Genomic DNA, 20,489 nt, shown 5'->3' with positions numbered 1-20,489 from the left:
TTATCTATTGCCCTCCTAAGTTGGCAATGGACGTAAATAAGGGATACATAACAGATACAACTAATACGGCTACACCGATTCCCATTATGGTTAGTAAAATCGGTTCCAATAATCGTTCTAAACGAGCAATATATTTTGAAAGTATAGATTCATAGTAGCAGCCACAGTGGTTTAACATTTTTACTAATTCACCACTCTCTTCTCCAATGGACACCATTTGCCATATAAAAGCGTTTCCTATCTGACCACTACGTAAACTTTCTTCCAGTGAGTGTCCTGATAATAATCTTGCTTCCACTTGTTTACTACATTCAACACCATATATATTCCCCCACAAAGGGCGAGTAATATTCATGGTTTGAATGATAGAAATACCAGAATCTAGTAAAAGAGCCCAAACTTTTAACATACTTGTATAATACACACAAGTACTCCATTGGTATCGGTGAGCCAACAGCCAAAGCCAACGATGTACTTTACACTTTATACTATGCTGTTTATAAGCAAATGCTAAGGAACCTATTACAACACAATGTATAGCTATTACCATTAGAGGATGCGATTTTAACCCTTGTCCTAATGCAAAAAGAGCTCGCGTCATCAAAGGTAATGTAATATGCATAGTAGTAAATACCTTTTCAAACGAAGGAATAATAAACAAAATGGTAACTATAAAAAATATATTCATCATTAAAAGAAGAAATAAAGGGTAGGAAATAGCACTCATAACCTTTTGTTTCAGCTGCCTCTCCCAATCATAGTGACGGGATATATATTGTAAACTCTCACCCAAAGTGCCCGCTGCTTCACCACTTTCTAGTAAAGCCAAAGCAATAGGAGGACATCCTTCACTTCGTAAAGCCTGTGATAAAGTCTGACCACGCTCTATGGATTCATATAAAGCTGTATAGAGTAGTCCTCGTTTCCCCTGGCAGAGCAACTGTAAGGCTCGCCGTAATGGAACACCAGATTCAATGAGTAGACCTAATTGATAAGTCACATCTACCACCATAGTATGATTCCATTTATGTTTCTTTCTTTTATCCTGCAACGATATTTTATAAATTCTATAACCATCTCGTTTTAACCGTATTGCAATTTCTTGTTCTGAATCCCCCCACATCAAACCTTTTTCTGTTTCATTTTGATTATTTTTTACGACATATTCATAAGCCTCCATATATTCACCTACGATAATTGTTGATCAAGCAAGGTATGCAATTGCTGTTGGGCTCCATATTGTGCCTTTACATCTCGCACAGCCATTTCTAATGTTTTCATCGGTAGTTGCGTTTCTTGAATAGATATGATTTGTGGTTCCTTACGGGTCCGTATCAAATTTGCTACTGCATGGGTATTTAGCAAAATATCACGAATGGTAATGAACTTTTTATTCCATCGAAGTAAACGCTGACATATAACGGCTCGTAACACTTGAGATATTTGATTACGTATCTCTTCTTGCTGCTCCCCAGGAAATAGAGAAATCATGCGATGAACCGCCATCACTGCACGCTGTGTATGCATAGTCGCCATTACAAGGTGACCAGTCTCTGCCGCATGAAGTGCCGCTTCAAGGGTTTCACGATCTCGAAGTTCGCCTACCATAATGACATCCGGATCCTCTCGTAAAGCATCTCGAATACCATCTGACATAGTATTAATATCAGCACCTAATTGTCGTTGATGTATTAAAGACTTTTTAGATACAAACTCAAATTCGATAGGGTCTTCTAAGGTAATAATGTGACGCTCCATAGTCTGATTTATATAATCAATACAACAAGCTAAGGTAAAACTTTTACCACTGCCTGTAGGGCCACAAACAAGCAATAGACCATCATGTGCTTCACATAGCTTTTGTAATAACTGACCTTCACTATTATCATCTAACTTAAGTTGCTGATGACAAAGTAATCGCAATGTACCGCATATGGTCTGATTAGCTCGATATAGATGAACACGGATACGCACACCACAACAGGAACAAGCCTCATCAAGAGACTGCCATTCATAGGATGCTATACCGCAACGGCGCAATATATCCTCGATTAATTCTGTAGTACACATAAATGAAGTAGCCTTTAATCCATCACCATGTCGCAAATAGATAGGCTGACCACATTGTAGATGAATATCTGTTGATGATAGTTGTATTGCATTTTCTACAATAGTTTCTAAACTTTCACTCTTACAGCATGAGTCCACAACGATGCACCTCCTCTATAGATGTAACATGCTGAGATACGGCCTTACGAGCAGACTCTTCTAATGACAATAATAAATGTGTTTCTAATTCGTCCCAATGAGCTGAATTAGCTGGTATTTCTAAGTATTCAAATAGAGCAGTCCGTCCCTGATATTCTGTACCATCGAATTTTCGTACTAGCCGTTGTGCAATAGCCCCCATTAAAGTAGCCCGTATTAAGTACGGCTCTACGCCCATATCCATGAGTCGCGTTACAACGCCTATAGCTGTATTGGTATGTATAGTAGATAATACGCGATGCCCCGTTAAAGCAGACTTAACGGCTAACTCTGCGGTCTCCTTATCCCTAATTTCACCAATCATAATCGTATCTGGATCTTGCCGTAATACAGAGCGAAGACCTTTGGCAAAGGTAAATCCAATCTTTTCATTAATACCAATTTGTATAGCCCCTTTGATTTCGGCTTCTACAGGATCTTCAAGACAGATAAGCTTAGTTTCGTCTAAATTTAACATGCGAAGCATGGCATATAAAGTAGCTGTCTTACCACTGCCTGTAGGTCCACAGATAAGTAATAATCCATAAGGACGTTTTAATAATTGTTCAATGTGCTCAAAGATATCCGGCTGCATGCCTAATTCTTTTAAGTCTTTATGACTCCCTTCATTTCCCATAAGGCGACATACTAAGGTTTCTCCGTATAAGCTGGGCAATGTAGATACACGCATCGTTACAGACTTATTTTTATGACTCCAAGACCAACGCCCATCTTGTGGTAAACGCTTCTCGCTAATATCTAGAGAGCTACAAACCTTAATACGGTTGATAATGAGTTCAGCTTCTTCAAATGATACAGTCATGTAATGTTGCAGCAGTCCATCTTGTCGCAACCGAACATGAGCACCCCTTTCAACGGGATCAAAGTGGATATCACTTACATGGTGCTCTAAGGCATACAAGATAATATCGTCTAATGTTACGTCTACATACATGGTCACCTCCAATACCTTGCGGTATGTTTTTACCTCACACTAGCGTATGGCGTTATAGGTTTCGACATCAACCCCTAAATCCCTCTTTTATTTTTAAAAATCCACGAAGCGAAAACTTTTCTTTTTTAGACATACAAAAAAGGCGCCCCAAAGGGCGCCCTTATTGGACTATTAGATATAACGTATCCTATTTTAAGTTATAAAAAACGTCATTACCTTTATATTGAGCTGTTTCGTATAACATTTCTTCAATGCGAAGTAATTGATTATATTTTGCTACACGTTCAGAACGAGCCGGTGCACCAGTCTTGATTTGACCAGCATTTACAGCTACAGCGATATCAGCAATGAATGTATCTTCAGTTTCACCAGAACGGTGAGATACCACGCAAGTATAACCAGCGCGTTTAGCAAGTTCCATAGCATCGAATGCTTCAGTGAGAGTACCGATTTGGTTAACTTTTACAAGAATAGAATTACCTACACCAAGCTCAATACCACGAGCCAAACGTTTTGTGTTAGTTACAAATAAATCATCACCAACAAGTTGTACGCGGTCACCAAGGCGGTCTGTCAACAATTTCCAGCCTTCCCAATCTTCTTCAGCAAGACCATCTTCGATGGATACGATTGGATATTTACCTACTAGGTATTCGTAAAAGTCTACCATTTCAGCAGCTGTTTTAACTTTGCCTTCGCCAGCTAGATTGTATTTACCATCTTCGTAGAATTCAGAAGATGCAGAATCAAGTGCCAATTTGAAATCTTTTCCTGGTTCATAACCAGCAGCTTTAATAGCTTCACAGATTACTTCTAATGCTTCTTCATTAGATGACAAGTTAGGTGCGAAACCACCTTCGTCGCCTACTGCAGTGCTAAGACCTTTACTGTGAAGTACGGATTTCAAGGTGTGATATACTTCTGCACAGCTACGAAGAGCTTCTGCAAAAGATTTTGCGCCTACAGGCATGATCATGAATTCTTGAATATCTACGTTGTTATCTGCATGTGCGCCACCATTCAAGATATTCATCATAGGAACTGGCAACTCTTTAGCATTGAAGCCACCAAGATATACAAATAATGGCAAGTCCAAAGATTCAGCCGCCGCACGAGCTACTGCCATGGATACGCCAAGAATTGCATTTGCACCAAGGTTAGATTTATTGTCTGTACCGTCAAGTTGCAACATCAAGTTATCGATTGCCACTTGTTCTGTAGCGTCATAACCGATAAGTGCAGGACCAATTTTAGCATTTACATTATCGATAGCTTTTAAAACACCTTTACCGGAGTAACGGGATTTATCTCCATCCCGTAATTCTACGGCTTCAAACATACCTGTGGAAGCACCAGATGGAACAGCTGCTGTCGCAATAGTACCATCTTCTAAACATACTTCAACTTCAACTGTTGGATTACCGCGGGAATCTAAAATCTCTCTTGCAATGACTTGTTCAATTACTGCCATTTTTTCACCTCATATAATCTAATGGAATAACTGCCATCTGACAGCCATTATATATATTGAGCTAAACCTTATAGGCTTATAACTCTAATTAACTACTAATATAGTGAAAGCTCCATATTATGCTTTATGTACCAAGCTGTGACCTGTCATAGCTTTTGGTTGTTGTATCCCAGCTAAATCTAATAATGTAGGAGCAATGTCACATAATTTACCAGCTTCTAATGTAGCTGTTTTTAAACTGTCGCTCATTAAAATTAAAGGAACCAAGTTCGTTGTATGTGCCGTATGTACCTTACCTGTTTCATGGTTAACCATAAGCTCTGCATTACCATGATCTGCTGTAACTAACAGATGACCTTTCTTGCTACGAATAGCCTCCACGATACGACCTAAACAAGTATCTACTGCTTGAACCGCTTTAACGGCAGCTTCAAAGCTACCAGTATGACCAACCATATCTGGATTTGCAAAGTTCAAGATGATCATGTCATATGTTTCATCTTGTATTGCTTGTACAACCTTATCGGTCACTTCATAAGCGCTCATTTCTGGTTGTAAATCATAGGTGGCCACTTGAGGGGATTTTACGAGAATGCGGTCCTCCCCTTCAAAGGGTTCCTCTTCACCGCCATTAAAGAAATATGTAACATGAGCATACTTTTCTGTTTCCGCGATGCGCAATTGGCGATAACCACCTGTACTTAGAACTTCACCTAATGTTTCAGATAATGTATCCTTTTGATACACAATATGTACGGGCAAACCATCCTCGTATTTTGTCATAGTTGCCATATATATAGATAGTGGCTCCCGTTTAAAGCCATCAAAATCAGGTAACACTAGTGCCTTTGTAAGTTCACGACCACGGTCTGGGCGGAAGTTACAGAATATAACCGCATCTCCATCTTTGATAGTCCCTGCAGCATCAATCACCGTAGGAAGTACAAACTCATCTGCCGCATCTTTATCATAAGACTGTTGCACTGCTTCACATGCAGATGTAGCTATTTCACCTTGACCATGTACGATGGCATTATATGCCAATTCAACGCGGTCCCAACGATTATCGCGGTCCATTGCATAATAGCGACCACTAACTGTAGCAATTTTACCACAATTGAGATCAGCCATATACGTTTCTAAGTCCTTTAAATAGCCTTGTGCACATTGTGGAGCTACATCACGACCATCGAGCAAAGCATGGACATACACATGCTCGATTCCATTATCATGAGCCCCCTTGATGACTGCCTTAATATGATCTAAGGAGCAATGCACATTGCCATCTGAAACTAGGCCTATAAGATGTAAGCTTTGCTTCTTAGCTACTTCGTATAGTTCCTTCATAACAGGGCGATTATAAAACTCACCAGACTCGACATCTTTAGTAATACGAGTCAAATCTTGATACACTATGCGACCAGAGCCAAGATTTAAATGGCCAACTTCAGAATTTCCCATTTGACCTTCTGGAAGGCCTACCGCAAGCCCTGATGCTTCTAATGTTGTATGTGGATACATATCCCATAATCGATTAAAACAGAGCGGCTTCGCCTGTACTACAGCATTGGTTGTGTCTGATTTATCCCCCAAGCCAAAGCCATCTAGGATGACTAGCATTACGGGAGCCTCTAATTTAGCCATTTGTAACCTCATATTAAGCGCTTACTTGGTTTGCAGCTTTAATAATATCAATAAATTCATCGACCACAAGTGATGCACCACCTACGAGAGCACCGTCAATATTAGGCTCTCCAAGGATTTCTAGTGCATTTTCTGATTTAACGCTACCACCATACTGGATGCGTACTGCATCGGCAGTTTCATTATCATATAAAGATCGAATGTAATTGCGGATTTCTTTGCATACCTCTTCAGCTTGATCAGCCGTTGCTGTCTTGCCCGTACCGATAGCCCAAATTGGTTCGTACGCAATGATTAATTGACTGACTTGTTCTTTCGGAATATCAGCCAAAGCCCCTTTTAGTTGAGACGTAATCCAATCAAGTGTATGACCCGTTTCACGATGTTCTAAACTTTCACCAACACAGACAATAGGATTCAAATTATGATGAAATGCACTTTTAATTTTTGCATTAACGGTCTCATCTGTTTCGCCATAATATTCACGGCGCTCAGAGTGACCGATGATTACATAATTAACGCCTACTTCTGTAAGCATAAGTGGTGAAATCTCACCAGTAAACGCACCAGCATCATGATAATCCATAGTTTGTGCACCTACTTCAATAGCTGTATTTTTCGTCAATACTACAGCACGTTCGATAGCTGTAAAAGGCGGACATACAACTACATCACAGGACAATTCCATATCTTGTAACACGCTGTTAAACGCTTCGATCAGAATTGATCCAGATGCAATGGTGCCATTCATTTTCCAATTCCCTGCAATAATGGGTTTTCTCATATTATGCCTCGGACAATGCAGCAATACCCGGTAGGATTTTGCCTTCTAAGAATTCTAAAGATGCACCGCCACCTGTGGAGATGTGGCTAATTTTATCTGCTAAACCACTTTTTTCAATGGCTGCTACAGAGTCGCCACCACCAACGATAGTCATCGCATCAGATTCAGCTACAGCTTTCGCTACTGCATTTGTACCAGCTGCAAAGTTTTCCATTTCAAATACGCCCATAGGACCATTCCAAATAATAGTCTTCATTGGCGCCAATGCTTCTACATAAAGTTCGCGGGTTTTAGGCCCAATATCTAATATCATCCAGCCATCTTCGATTTGATCAACATCAGCGATTTTAGTATTAGCATCGTTGCTGAAAGCATCTGCTACTACAGCATCAATAGGTGTTAGTAATTTAGCACCTGCTACACGAGCTTCCATAACAAGGTCTGTAGCGATAACTTCTTGACCTTCTTCAAATAAGGAGCTACCAATATTGCAACCTTGCGCTTTAATGAACGCATTAGCCATACCACCGCCGATGATCATTACATCAACTTTAGGCAATAAGTTAGAAATAACGGAGATTTTATCTGTAACTTTCGCGCCACCAATAATAGCTGCCATAGGTGTTTTGGGATGTACTATAGCTGCACTTAATGCGTCAATTTCTTTTTTGAGCAAGAAACCTGCTGCCATAGGGATATAATCAGCAATACCGACTACAGATGCCGCATTACGGTGAGATACACCAAACGCATCATTGATAGCAACATCTGCAAGAGATGCCAATTGCTTAGCAAACTCAGGGTCATTTTTAGTTTCTTCATTGTGGTAACGCAAATTTTCAAGCATCAATACATCACCAGATTGTAATGCTTTTACAGCTTCTTCAACTTTAGGACCAATACAGTCATCTACGAATGCTACAGGCTTGTTGATAAGGTCAGATAAATGCTTAGCACATGGTGCCAAAGACATTTCTGGTTTGCGTTCTCCCTTAGGACGACCAAAGTGAGAAGCAAGGATAACCTTTGCCCCTTTTTCGATTAAGTAATTGATAGTAGGTAATGCACTACGAATACGAGTGTCATCAGTGATGACACCATCTTTCATAGGAACATTAAAATCAACACGAACAAATACTGTTTTATTAGCTACTTGTAAACCTTCAATTGTTTGTTTCATCAAAGCCTCCTGATTATAAGCCTTTGCTTGCTACAAATGCGGCCATGTCGATAAGACGTTCGGAGTAACCCCATTCGTTGTCATACCAAGAAACAACTTTTACCATGTTGCCATCCATAACCATTGTCAAATCAGCATCAACAATGGAGCTACGAGGATCAGAGCTGAAATCACAGGATACCAATGGTACATCAGATACACCAAGAATACCTTTTAATTCACCGGCTGCTGCTTTGCGAAATGCTTCGTTGATTTCTTCTTTAGTAGCCGGTTTTTCAAGTTCGCAAACAAGATCTGTAGCAGATACGTCTGGAGTAGGAACGCGCAATGCAAAACCATCTAATTTACCTTTTAATTGAGGCAATACTTTAGCAACAGCTTTCGCTGCACCAGTTGTTGTAGGAATGATGGACATTGCTGCAGCACGAGCACGGCGAGGGTCTTTATGACGTGCATCAAGAATTTTTTGGTCATTAGTGTAGGAATGAATTGTAGTCATCATACCGCGTTTGATACCGAATTCATCACATAATACTTTAGCAAATGGAGCCAAGCAATTTGTTGTACAAGATGCATTAGAGATAATGTGATGTTTTGCAGGATCATACATATCTTGGTTAACACCCATAACCATAGTTAAGTCTTCGTTTTTACCAGGTGCAGAGATTAATACTTTTTTTACAGTAGGTTGATTCAAATGAACCTTTGCTTCCTCTGCATCACGGTATTTACCAGTACATTCCATAACAATTTCTACGCCTTCTTCAGACCATGGTAATTTAGAAGCGTCGCGGTCATGGAATACACGGATTTTTTTACCATCAACGTAGATATTTTCTTCATCAAATGTTACTTCATTAGGAATTGTACCGTGTACGGAATCGTATTTTAACAATAATGCAGTACCTTCATTATCACCAGTTGCATTAATTGCCACTACATCCACATCAGGATTATTAATCGCTGCGCGAACTACACATTTACCAATACGACCAAATCCGTTAATACCAACTTTTACTGCCATTGTTAGATCCTCCTAATAACAAAAATTCTAACCAAATTCAAACTAAAATTTATAACTACTAATTCGCCTATAAGGCAGAAATTTGTAACAATTGACGCATACCTTCGGCTGCTTGCTCATCAATGATAAGTATACCTTTCTGACAAGCTCGCATCACACCTATAATAGCGCTCGCTTTTTCTTGTCCACCAGCTACAGCAATAACATTGGGAACCTTTACTACATCGGGAAGTGATAAACCAATATTATTGGTAGAATAAATTAACTTACCCTCAATGTCACAATATTGACCAAGTGCTTCACCTACCGCATGATTATCTACCAACTGCTTACGCACATCATCGGCAATATGGCGCTGATCCGCCATGCGCATTGCAGTACCAATACCAAATAATAGTACGTCAGTCCTACTAATGAGGTCTCCAATTTCTTTAATTTGTGGTTCACAAGTCATGAGCATATGTAATGAGTCTTGTGAAAGTCCATCAGGTAAATGGAGCATCTTATAGGAACCACTTAGTCGTTCAGCAAGCACCGAAGCAATTACATTAGCTTGGTATTCCACTACTTCACCAACGCCACCACGGGCTGGTACCACAGTAGGATTGAAAGGTAAGATAGGCATTTCTTCAGCTATTGCTGCCATGGTGCTACCGCCACTGATGGCTACTACTGCATTAGGTTTCAATAGGTCTTGCAATAACTTTGCCGCTGTAAAACCTAACTTTTTAACCATCAAGGTTCCTTCTGTAGGTGTAATAACAACTCTATCGATATGAAGTGCTTCAGTCAATCGATGTTCTAGCTCGTTAATACGATCTAGCTCATTTAAAAAATTTCGTAACTTCGGAACAATTGCATGTCCCTCATCAGTGAGAAAAATCCCTGGTTTATAAATGTCTACAAGACCATTAGCACGCATTAACTCAATATGACTTCGTACGGTTCGCTCTGGAAGATCCGTTGCGGTAGCTAATGTTCTACGGCCTATAGGCTCTTCATAAACAAGGTGGTTTAGTATTTTGTATCGCTCCTTCAATACACTAACAATTTCAGGAACAATACGTTCACATATCATTAGAAATTCGTTCATCGGGTCCCTCCTTTACCCGTTGGGATTACATGAATCGTTTTTCGTCCCATGTGAACAAAATCCGTCCCACCTAAAATAAAAAAATACTTTTACACTTGTATTGTATACCTTATGTAATTTTTATTCAACCCTAAATAAGAGAAAACGACATACGCCTTAGATAATTTGTTATTATTTCAAATCTAATAATATGTCGCCATGTCCCCTTATTATATTCTAATATGTCGTTTTATTGTATTTTATTTTGTACCGAAGATACGGTCACCAGCATCCCCTAAGCCAGGCAAGATGTAACCATGATCATTAAGCTTTTCATCAAGTGCTGCTACATAAATAGGAACATCAGGATGTTCTTTATTTACTGCTTCTACCCCTTCAGGAGCAGCTACTAAGCACATTAATTTAATATGTTTAGCACCTTTTTCTTTTAGCAATGTAATCGCTGCGGCTGCACTACCACCAGTAGCAAGCATTGGATCAGTTACGATGAAGTCGCGTTCCCCTACGTCAGATGGTAGTTTACAGTAGTATTCTACTGGTTTCAAAGTTTCAGGATCACGGTACAAACCAATATGACCAACTTTTGCAGTTGGAATTAAACTAAGCATACCATTTACCATACCTAGACCAGCGCGAAGAATTGGAATAATACCCAGTTTTTTACCTGCAATTCGTTTGCCAGTCATTTTAGTTAGTGGTGTTTCTACCTCCACATCCTCAAGTGGTAAGTTGCGTGTAATTTCATACCCCATCAACATAGTAATTTCATCAAGTAGTTCTCTGAAATCTTTAGAGCCTGTTTGTACGTCACGCATCAATGTAACTTTGTGTTGAATCAATGGATGTGTCATAACATTAACTTTCATGACTGTCCTCCTATAAAACAATATACATATCCCATTCTAGCGATTAACTATCATATTTACTCTATCACAGATTAGAAAATCATGCCATAAAAATATTGAAAGGGATGTGCCGATGGCACACCCCTTTTACACTACCTATAAACTTATAGGACTATAAATATATATTTAATATTAATACAATCGATTAGTACAATGGATACGCTTCACAAAGTGCAGCAACACGTTTACTAGCTTCTTCATGGACCGATTTATCCTCAGGATTTTTAAGAACCACTGCAATAATATCGGCAATTTCTTCCATATCTTTCACTTGCAAACCACGTGTTGTAAGAGCTGGCGTACCAAGACGAATACCGCTTGTTACAAATGGGCTAGCTGGATCAAATGGAATTGTATTTTTATTACATGTAATACCTACTTCATCGAGTAAGTGTTCAGCTTCTTTACCAGTTAAACCAGTATTACGAACATCTACAAGCATAACATGAGTATCTGTACCGCCAGAAACAATTGTTAAGCCCTTTTCTTGTAATGCTGCAGCCAACGCTTTTGCATTGTCGATGACTTGTTGTGCATATACTTTGAACTCAGGTTGTAAAGCTTCACCAAATGCTACAGCTTTAGCAGCGATAACATGCATCAAAGGACCACCTTGGATGCCAGGGAAGATGGCTTTATCGATTGCTTTAGCATACTTTTCTTTGCAAAGAATCATACCACCACGAGGGCCACGCAATGTTTTATGAGTTGTTGTAGTAACGATATCTGCATATTCCACAGGGTTTGGATGTAAACCAGCTGCTACAAGTCCAGCAAAGTGAGCCATATCTACCATGAAAATAGCATCTACTTCGTGTGCCACTTCAGCCATTTTCTTAAAGTCGATTTGACGGCTATAAGCACTACCACCAGCGATAATCAACTTAGGTTTTGCTTCTAATACAATTTTACGGAACTCATCGTAGTCGATTTGTTGTGTTTCAACATCTACACCATAAGGTACTACATTGAAATATGTACCAGATACGTTAACTGGAGAACCATGAGTCAAATGACCGCCGTGGGACAAGTTCATACCCACAATAGTATCACCTGGTTGTAATAATGCGAAATACACGCCAAAGTTTGCTTGAGAACCAGAGTGAGGTTGTACATTAGCATGTTCTGCACCGAACAGGCGTTTTGCACGTTCGATAGCCAATGTTTCAATAACATCAACATTTTCACAACCGCCATAATAGCGTTTGCCAGGATACCCTTCTGCATATTTGTTAGTCAATACGCTACCTTGAGCTTCCATTACAGCTTGAGAAACAAAATTTTCAGAAGCAATCATTTCTAATTTATCGCGTTGGCGTGCTAACTCTTGGTTGATAACAGCTTGAATATTAGGGTCTTGTTTTTCTAAGAAACTCATGAGTATCCTCCTCATATAGAACAACTATCTATAAAGTAATGATGTATTATTTCTCTAATGCTTTTATTTTCTCTACACGGCGTGCGTGACGTCCACCTTCAAATTCTGTTTCCATAAAAATGGTTACAATATCGTTTGCAAGGCCTGGTCCAATAACGCGTTCACCCATAGTAAGGATATTCGCATCATTATGTTCACGACATGCGTGAGCGGAAAATGTATCATGACAAAGAGCAGCGCGAATACCCGCTATCTTATTTGCTGCAATACCAATACCGATACCAGTACCACAAATCAAAATACCGCGATCAGCTTGACCAGATACAACTGCATTTGCTACAGGTACTGCAATATCAGGATAGTCGCAAGACTCAGCTGAATAACAACCAAAATCCTCTACTTCATGTCCCAATGCACTCAATACTTCTTTAACAGATTCCTTAAGATTTAATCCGCCATGATCACAACCGATTGCAACTTTCATAATTTCATCTCCTACGCCTTCTGAGGCACTGATGTAAGACCAGCCTCTACTAAGTGATAAATTTGTTCCGCACATTGATTATATACGGTTTGGTCAGATCCATATGGGTCCGTAACATCACCATCTAGACCACCCCACTCGGAAATTGTTTTAATTTTACCTTCCTCAAAGGGGAATTGGCGAAGTAGTACAGATTTGTGATCTTTCGTCATACCAAGAATAAGATCTGCTGCATTTACGAGTTCCATCGTTAAGGGTCTCGATTCATGGTTGGAAATATCTGCAATGGAACGGACAGCTACTACGGCTTGTTCAGTTGGTTTTGCTCCATAAGCGGCAAATAAACCAGCTGATACAGTTATAACATCCTTATGTTTCTCCGCTGCAAGGGCCCGTGTAATACCTTCAGCCATTGGGCTGCGGCAAGTGTTACCGGTACATACAAATAAAATGTTCATAATAACATCCTTACTCAATCACATTTTGTGATTACTTTATACATTATAGCAAATCTATCCAATATGTAAAGACATTTTTCTATTATCAGTGGACATCTTTATGCTAGTAAATTTACTTATAAATGATATGATGACTCGATGCTTTTTCCATTCGATTCATAATGGCAACACCGAAACCATCATCATCAACACCTTCTGCTAGGATTAGCGTAACATGATTTTCATTAAAATGTAATAGACTTTTATAAAAGTCGTGCCCCAATGCTAACGCATCTCCATGATGGCCAAAACAATGGCACATAAATCGTCCATCCTCTTTAATCAAGTTATACGTTTCATGACTTACCAAACACCCTATGGGACCTTCTATGCCTTCTGAAAGCTCCTTAAACATAGATGCTATGTCCTCTGGATTACCTACAACAACTGTCATAGGTGCATCAGGTGCATAATGCGTATATTTCATCCCGGGAGCCTTTGGCTTAGTGGTAGCATTAACTAGAGCAGTATCATACTCAACTGTAGACACAACACCTTCAAGTTGAGCTTTTGTAATTCCACCAGGTCTCAATATAATGACCTTATCATCATGGACTTCTACTACAGTTGACTCTACACCAATCGTACATGGACCAGCATCTAAAATATAGGAAATACGGCCCTTCATATCATGGTAAACATCTTGTGCTGTTGTAGGACTTGGACGTCCAGATATATTGGCACTAGGAGCCGCTACAGGTACACCGGCACATTCTAATAATGCGCGGCATACCTTATGATCAGGGCAACGCAACGCCACACGAGGTAAGCCACCTGTAGCACGATCTGGCACTAAATCAGATTTAGGCAATGTAATCGTTAATGGTCCTGGCCAGAATGTATCCATTAAGGCTTGCGCCGTAGCAGAAATTTCTGTTACCAAAGGTTTTATGCTTTCACTATTAGGAACATGCAAAATAAGTGGATTATCAGAAGGCCGTCCTTTGGCAGCATAGATTTTATCCATCGCCTCTGGATCTAGACCATTAGCACCTAACCCGTATACAGTTTCGGTTGGTATAGATACCAATTCACCATTGCGCAAAGCACGGGCCAAAGTATCTATATCTTGTTCTGATGGATTTGTAATGATTTTAGTATCCATATTAGCCCTCATATACAGCTGTCACTACGCGGTTATGACCACCGAGGTCAGCTATAAATTGAATATTCGAATATTGACCTGTTTCTTGCAATAAAGCACCTACCTCTTCTGCTTGGTCAAAGCCTACTTCAAACACCACACGGCCATTAGCGTTTAAATAATTTCTACATTCTTTAGCTAAGATTCGATAAAATTGAAGTCCATCCTCTCCACCAAATAATGCAATATGAGGCTCATTTAATACATCTGGAGACAACATCTTTAAATCACCAGTTCGAATGTATGGAGGATTAGAAACAATAAGATCAAATTTTTCCTCTTTTCCATATAAAGTGGAGAACATATCTGATTCCATAAATTGTACTCGGTCAGCTAAATTAAAGGACTCACCATTTTCGCGTGCCACCAGTAAAGCATCTGTGGAGATATCTAAACCAACACCACTAGCATTTGGCAAATAATGTAATAGACTTAATAATATTGTCCCAGGGCCTGTGCATACATCAAGAATACGCACATTACTATCTTTTGGATAAGTACCTAGTACATGCTCAATCAAGGTTTCCGTATCAGGTCGTGGAATCAATACCTTATCATTCACCTTAAAGGTCAACCCCATAAAGTCCTTTTCACCAATGATAGCCGCTACACAATGCCCCTTAGCCCGTTGTTGAACGAGAGGCCTAAAGGCATCGAGCTCGTCTTGAATAAGCGGTTGGTCATAATGGGTATATAGATAAATCCGATCTTTACCTAAAACGTGAGAAAGCAGTACTTCCCCATCAAGTCGAGGTGTATCCATCTCCTTGCTTTGAAAGTACTGCTCTGTCCACTGGAGAATACGACCGATTGTCCAAATCTCCTTATGCATTTGTATTGGCCTCCTGCATTTTTGCCGCTTGGTCTGCAGCATTTAAGGCTTGAATAATTTCATCAAGATCGCCATTTAAAATAGCATCTAATTTATATAATGTTAAGTTAATACGATGATCTGTAACGCGTCCTTGTGGATAGTTATAGGTGCGAATACGTTCACTACGATCACCTGTACCGACTTGACTCTTACGATCTGCAGCCATACTAGAAATGGCCTCTTGTTCAGCTTGATCCTGTAACTTAGCACGTAATACACGCATAGCTTTTTCACGGTTTTGTAATTGAGATCGTTGATCTTGACACGCTACAACGATACCAGATGGTAAGTGTGTAATACGAACAGCAGACTCAGTTTTATTGATATGCTGACCACCGGCACCACTCGCACGATATGTATCAATTTTTAAATCTTTTTCATTAACTTCAATATCAACATCTTCCATCTCTGGCAATACGGCTACTGTAACTGTAGATGTATGTACACGGCCTTGTGTTTCTGTAGCCGGTACACGTTGTACACGATGTACACCAGATTCAAATTTCATCTTAGAGTATACATTTTCACCATCCACAGAGAAAATAACCTCTTTAAAGCCACCAAGCTCTGGTTCATTAGCATCGATAATCTCACAACGCCAGCCTTGGCTTTCCGCATATTTTGTGTACATTCGGAACAAGTCGCCTGCAAATAATGCAGCTTCATCACCGCCAGCGCCCCCGCGAATTTCGATGATAATATTTTTATCATCATTAGGATCCTTAGGCAATAATAGAACTTGCAACTTTTCTTCCAATTCCTCTTTTTGAGGTTTTAACTCTTTCAATTCCTCTTGTGCCATTTCTCGGAATTCTTCGTCCATGGATTTATCTTCAATAACTTCCATAGCTTCATCAATACCAGCTAATACTTTTTTATAAGTACGGAATGTTTCAACTGTTTCAGATAATTGAGCATGTTGACGTGTTAATTTACGCCATTCATCTTGGCGTGCAATCACTTCAGGGTCACTGATGCGCTGCTCCAGGTCCATAAATTTATCTTCAATAACTTGTAATTTATCTACTAACATGTTTATTCCTCTTCATATGCATCACTCTCAGAAGGGCGAACCTCTTCAAGAGCTCGTATAGCGACTTCAATTTGATCATCTTCTGGTTCACGTGTGGTCATGTACTGTAATGCAAGACCTGGTTTGATAAGAGCTTTCACAAAGGAATGCTCACTACGACCAGCAAGACGAATAACCTCGTACGCAATACCTGCCACTACTGGCATGAGAAGTACGCGGCTCAGAATACGTTCTAACAAATTAGGCCAACCTAAAAAAGCAAATACAAAGATACTCACCACCATAACGATGAGTAAGAAGTTTGTACCACATCGAGCATGTAAACGACTTTGTTGACGAACGTTTTCTACTGTAAGAGGCAAATCTAATTCATAGGTATGAATTGTTTTATGCTCTGCCCCATGATATTGGAAAACTCGTTGAATATCCTTCGTAAGACCAATACCCCAAATGTAGAGTAGAAAAAGAACTAAACGAATGACACCTTCAATGAGATTTAATACTACATGATTATCCTGTACACCAGGAATAAATTTTACGATAAATGTAGGCAATGCCAAAAATACAGCTATCGCAAATATGGTGGAAATAACCATAGTAATGGCAATTTCACTATTAGACATTTCTTCCTCTTCATCGCCAGCGGCTTTAGCGGAGAAGGACAATGCCTTCATGCCAATGACTAGAGATTCATAGAGGGCCACACAGCCCCGAAGAAATGGTTTTTTCAAAATTGGATATGTGTCAGCAATAGATTTTGTAGGCTCTTTTTGAACTACAATGGTTCCTGATGGTTCTCGTACAGCTGTTGCTGTAACACCAGGCCCCCTCATCATGACACCTTCGATCACAGCTTGTCCACCGACAAACTTTTTAATACGTTCTGTGTTCACAAGAGCTCCTCTCATAAACAAATAGAGGCAGAGCCCATAGCCCTGCCAATAGATGCTACATTACATGACAAATTATTTGCCGTAACGTTTGTTAAATTGTTCAATACGACCACGAGCTTGAGCTGCGCGTTGTTGACCAGTGAAGAACGGATGGCATTTGGAGCAAACGTCTACACGAAGGTCTTCTTTTACAGAGCCAGTTTTGAATGTGTTGCCACAACCGCAAGTTATTGTAGCTTCTTTATAGTCTGGATGAATACCTTGTTTCATTCTATACACCTCTTTCCGACAATCAATATTATTCTTATAGATTATAGCATGACATATGCACAAATGCAAGTTGCCAATACTATTCCTTGGATGCTTGCTTTTCTTCAATAGACTCAGCTAGGATGGTCTCTAAGTCACTTTCATTAAGGATGTCACGCAATGCGATGAGCTCCTCTAAAGAAAGGGTAATACCCTTTTTCATGCTTGTATATTCACTATCCCAAGCACGAAGGTCAAACTTAGGATTATATTTGCCCCAGCTAGTACATGTTAATTGTTTTTTCCAACCATCTTTATCTTCAGATAAAGTACCAATAACTTTGAAGATTTCAAAATTAATAACAGCCATGAATCCTCCTTTCTTACACATTCGTGTAGTATGTTTCATACCTACTATATTTAGTAGTTTATATTTTTTAGGATACGATATATTTTAAACTAAATATCGGACTTTTACAATTAGTTTTTATAATCGCTATAATCTTCAATATCAATAGATGTTGTTGGTGGCATAACTTGAGCACCTAATTCATCTACTGTAGATTTCCAATCTTCTGTCGCTGCTGTCACAGCCTTGATATACGCTTCATCAGCGGCTTGAACAGATGTGATTAGTTGAGCTTCGTCGTTAACATCTAATACGCGTCGGCGTACGCTGCTAAGCATATAACCGAATGACTCATCTGTTTGAACGAGCATGGAAACTTCTTGAATCAATGTTTGACCAATAGTGCTACAGAAGTATGCATACCACATATAGGCTAATTCAGCATCTGGGAACATCCAATAAATATCCTCTTTTGGTACTTCTGTAGTAATATCTACATCTACATGATCTGCATGACGTTTAAATGTAAGGAAATAAGCGCCATTTTCAACAAGAGCATTACAACCTAATTCAGAAACTCGGCTGTCGATACAGTAAATACCATCTTGTCCTAAGGCTACATCAGTTTGACCGCCTGGTAGCAAAATAGAACGTAAAGACAAGCCATAATTTAATACGGTAAACACTGGCAATTGAGCGAACACACCATGAGGCAATGGAATATAGTTAATCGTTTTCCATTCTTCTCCTACGCGTTCACGTAGACCAACACGCATTTTTTTAACATCATATTTGCCATATACAATTTCGTAAGCCCCTAATGGTGTCCATTCACGAATCGCTTCTACACGCTTTTGATTCAAAAAGAATTGCAATGCCATATTATTCAAGCCCAATTGGTTTTGTGCCATTGTAGCAGGCAAGAATAATTGTGCAGTTCCTTCTGGAACAAGATTATGTAAACCATTAGCCACTTCTTCCACAATATCTTCAGATGATTGGAACATACCAACCGTCCCTGTAAAGATATGATCAAAATAGCTACGATGAGGCCATTGATTAATAATTTGAGCCATCGGATACAAACGTGTCAAAATGCTATAGCATACTGGAGATGCAGTATAAAGCACAACTTTTTTATCTTCATAAGATTGAAGGATTTCTTCAATCATGCCTGCATATTCTTCTACATAAGCATAAAGAACGAGTTCTCCCGTTTTACTATGGGCTTCGATACTTTCACGAACAGGAGTCTCCCAGATAGTACCAACATCTAGACCATCTAAAATACCTGTGTCGCTAATAAAATCAAATAATTCGACTCTAAAGGAAGGGCCATATAGAGCTTGGAATGTATTCAAATCATATGGAACAGGGCCAAAAGATTCTACTGTAGATTTTTCTGCTAACGCATACAAATCATCAGCCGTAACGCCCCACTCACGGGAGCTAGCATTACTAGAAATCAATTGATCTAACACTTTAAAACGCATTAACTCATTTACAATATCAATACCTTCAATACTATGAGTAGCACAAAGGGCAATAAATTCTTCGTTATTTACTTTCATATTAAACCTTTCCAGCTGAAGGACATAAGTGATTTAAAAAACATTCTTCACATAATGGCTTACGAGCCTTACATAGTTTACGACCATGATAAATCAACCAGTGATGAGCAGCCGACCAATCCTCTTTAGGAATTGCCTTCTGCAACTTTAATTCCATCTCTTCTGGTGTTTTAGCAATACCCAGTTTTAATCGGTTAGACACACGGAATACATGAGTATCTACAGCAATCGCTGGCGTACCAAATAATACAGATACTAGCACATTTGCAGTCTTACGACCTACACCAGGTAATTCAACGAGTTGATCAAACTCCCGTGGCACTTCCCCATTGTATTGTTCTACTAGAATCTGACAAGTGGCAATCAAGTTTTTGGCTTTAGATTTATAAAGGCCACAGTCCTTAATCAGAGTTTCTAATTTGGTAACCCCAATTGCTAACATCTTAGCCGGATGATTTAGTTCAGGAAATAACCGTTTAGTAACGATATTAACTCTCTCATCCGTACATTGTGCAGATAATACGACTGCCACTAATAATTCAAATTCATTTGTATACTCAAGGGCAGGTTTTGCATCAAAATAATGCTCTTGCAATAATTTCAATTGCTCTGCCTTTATTGCTTTTGTTACACGCATATAACTCTCCTTTCTCACTTGTGAAAGTACAGACGCGTACAACTTATATCTTACCATACGTATTCATTTAGTTCTAT

Annotated in this window: 21 protein-coding genes; all 21 read right to left on the bottom strand. The window is 39.4% G+C overall.

The genetic code is table 11. The features are described from left to right. Window positions 1-4: 4 nt before the first annotated feature. Window positions 5-1,180, bottom strand: coding sequence for a type II secretion system F family protein (locus tag PK1910_RS01795; protein ID WP_287511110.1), 1,176 nt, complete (start codon window positions 1,178-1,180; stop codon window positions 5-7). Between the two features lie 8 nt (window positions 1,181-1,188). After that, entirely contained in the window at window positions 1,189-2,208 is a 1,020-nt protein-coding gene (locus tag PK1910_RS01790; protein WP_287507669.1) for a type IV pilus twitching motility protein PilT, read from the bottom strand. Beyond that, entirely contained in the window at window positions 2,192-3,202 is a 1,011-nt protein-coding gene (locus PK1910_RS01785; RefSeq protein ID WP_287511108.1) for a GspE/PulE family protein, read from the bottom strand. The genes PK1910_RS01790 and PK1910_RS01785 overlap by 17 nt, the downstream gene beginning before the upstream one ends. A gap of 187 nt (window positions 3,203-3,389) precedes the next feature. After that, window positions 3,390-4,673, bottom strand: coding sequence for a phosphopyruvate hydratase (gene eno, locus PK1910_RS01780; protein ID WP_287511107.1), 1,284 nt, complete (start codon window positions 4,671-4,673; stop codon window positions 3,390-3,392). A 117-nt stretch (window positions 4,674-4,790) separates the two neighbouring features. Further along, window positions 4,791-6,317 (bottom strand): 2,3-bisphosphoglycerate-independent phosphoglycerate mutase, encoded by a 1,527-nt coding sequence (gene gpmI / locus PK1910_RS01775; RefSeq protein ID WP_021148262.1) that lies wholly within the window; start codon window positions 6,315-6,317, stop codon window positions 4,791-4,793. 13 nt (window positions 6,318-6,330) lie between these two features. Next, window positions 6,331-7,101: a triose-phosphate isomerase gene (gene tpiA, locus PK1910_RS01770; protein WP_024061891.1), complete on the bottom strand. Its 771-nt coding sequence runs from the start codon at window positions 7,099-7,101 to the stop codon at window positions 6,331-6,333. 1 nt (window position 7,102) lies between these two features. Further along, window positions 7,103-8,281, bottom strand: a complete 1,179-nt coding sequence (locus PK1910_RS01765) for a phosphoglycerate kinase (RefSeq protein ID WP_021148264.1) — start codon at window positions 8,279-8,281, stop codon at window positions 7,103-7,105. Window positions 8,282-8,294: 13 nt separating this feature from the next. Then, window positions 8,295-9,305 carry a type I glyceraldehyde-3-phosphate dehydrogenase gene (gene gap, locus PK1910_RS01760; protein ID WP_004697289.1) on the bottom strand — a complete coding sequence of 337 codons (1,011 nt, stop codon included), beginning with the start codon at window positions 9,303-9,305 and terminating at the stop codon, window positions 8,295-8,297. A 67-nt stretch (window positions 9,306-9,372) separates the two neighbouring features. Continuing rightward, window positions 9,373-10,398 carry a sugar-binding transcriptional regulator gene (locus PK1910_RS01755; RefSeq protein ID WP_008714121.1) on the bottom strand — a complete coding sequence of 342 codons (1,026 nt, stop codon included), beginning with the start codon at window positions 10,396-10,398 and terminating at the stop codon, window positions 9,373-9,375. Window positions 10,399-10,637: 239 nt separating this feature from the next. Continuing rightward, window positions 10,638-11,264 (bottom strand): uracil phosphoribosyltransferase, encoded by a 627-nt coding sequence (gene upp / locus PK1910_RS01750; protein ID WP_008601199.1) that lies wholly within the window; start codon window positions 11,262-11,264, stop codon window positions 10,638-10,640. 184 nt (window positions 11,265-11,448) lie between these two features. Continuing rightward, window positions 11,449-12,681 carry a serine hydroxymethyltransferase gene (locus tag PK1910_RS01745; RefSeq protein WP_287511104.1) on the bottom strand — a complete coding sequence of 411 codons (1,233 nt, stop codon included), beginning with the start codon at window positions 12,679-12,681 and terminating at the stop codon, window positions 11,449-11,451. A gap of 46 nt (window positions 12,682-12,727) precedes the next feature. Next, window positions 12,728-13,165, bottom strand: a complete 438-nt coding sequence (rpiB, locus tag PK1910_RS01740) for a ribose 5-phosphate isomerase B (RefSeq protein WP_004696955.1) — start codon at window positions 13,163-13,165, stop codon at window positions 12,728-12,730. Between the two features lie 11 nt (window positions 13,166-13,176). After that, window positions 13,177-13,623: a low molecular weight protein arginine phosphatase gene (locus PK1910_RS01735; RefSeq protein ID WP_287511103.1), complete on the bottom strand. Its 447-nt coding sequence runs from the start codon at window positions 13,621-13,623 to the stop codon at window positions 13,177-13,179. A gap of 112 nt (window positions 13,624-13,735) precedes the next feature. After that, window positions 13,736-14,767: an L-threonylcarbamoyladenylate synthase gene (locus tag PK1910_RS01730; RefSeq protein ID WP_287511101.1), complete on the bottom strand. Its 1,032-nt coding sequence runs from the start codon at window positions 14,765-14,767 to the stop codon at window positions 13,736-13,738. A gap of 1 nt (window position 14,768) precedes the next feature. Then, entirely contained in the window at window positions 14,769-15,638 is an 870-nt protein-coding gene (prmC, locus tag PK1910_RS01725) for a peptide chain release factor N(5)-glutamine methyltransferase (RefSeq protein ID WP_287511100.1), read from the bottom strand. After that, the gene (gene prfA / locus PK1910_RS01720) at window positions 15,631-16,713 is read right to left on the bottom strand and encodes a peptide chain release factor 1 (protein ID WP_331299262.1); all 1,083 of its coding nucleotides are present in this window, start codon (window positions 16,711-16,713) and stop codon (window positions 15,631-15,633) included. Before prfA ends, prmC begins: the two co-directional genes overlap by 8 nt. A gap of 2 nt (window positions 16,714-16,715) precedes the next feature. Beyond that, window positions 16,716-17,621, bottom strand: a complete 906-nt coding sequence (locus PK1910_RS01715) for a DUF1385 domain-containing protein (protein WP_213467919.1) — start codon at window positions 17,619-17,621, stop codon at window positions 16,716-16,718. 57 nt (window positions 17,622-17,678) lie between these two features. Further along, window positions 17,679-17,876, bottom strand: a complete 198-nt coding sequence (rpmE, locus tag PK1910_RS01710; RefSeq protein WP_331299261.1) for a 50S ribosomal protein L31 — start codon at window positions 17,874-17,876, stop codon at window positions 17,679-17,681. Between the two features lie 79 nt (window positions 17,877-17,955). Continuing rightward, a complete protein-coding gene (locus tag PK1910_RS01705; RefSeq protein WP_005386267.1) occupies window positions 17,956-18,225 on the bottom strand; it encodes a YdbC family protein in 270 nt (89 codons plus the stop codon). 110 nt (window positions 18,226-18,335) lie between these two features. Continuing rightward, window positions 18,336-19,775: a hypothetical protein gene (locus tag PK1910_RS01700; protein ID WP_331299260.1), complete on the bottom strand. Its 1,440-nt coding sequence runs from the start codon at window positions 19,773-19,775 to the stop codon at window positions 18,336-18,338. A gap of 1 nt (window position 19,776) precedes the next feature. Continuing rightward, window positions 19,777-20,412 (bottom strand): endonuclease III, encoded by a 636-nt coding sequence (nth, locus tag PK1910_RS01695; protein ID WP_155086722.1) that lies wholly within the window; start codon window positions 20,410-20,412, stop codon window positions 19,777-19,779. Window positions 20,413-20,489 lie beyond the last annotated feature (77 nt).

Source organism: Veillonella parvula, from assembly GCF_036456085.1.
Lineage (GTDB): Bacteria > Bacillota > Negativicutes > Veillonellales > Veillonellaceae > Veillonella > Veillonella parvula_E.
This window is presented reverse-complemented; position numbering and strand designations above follow the sequence as displayed.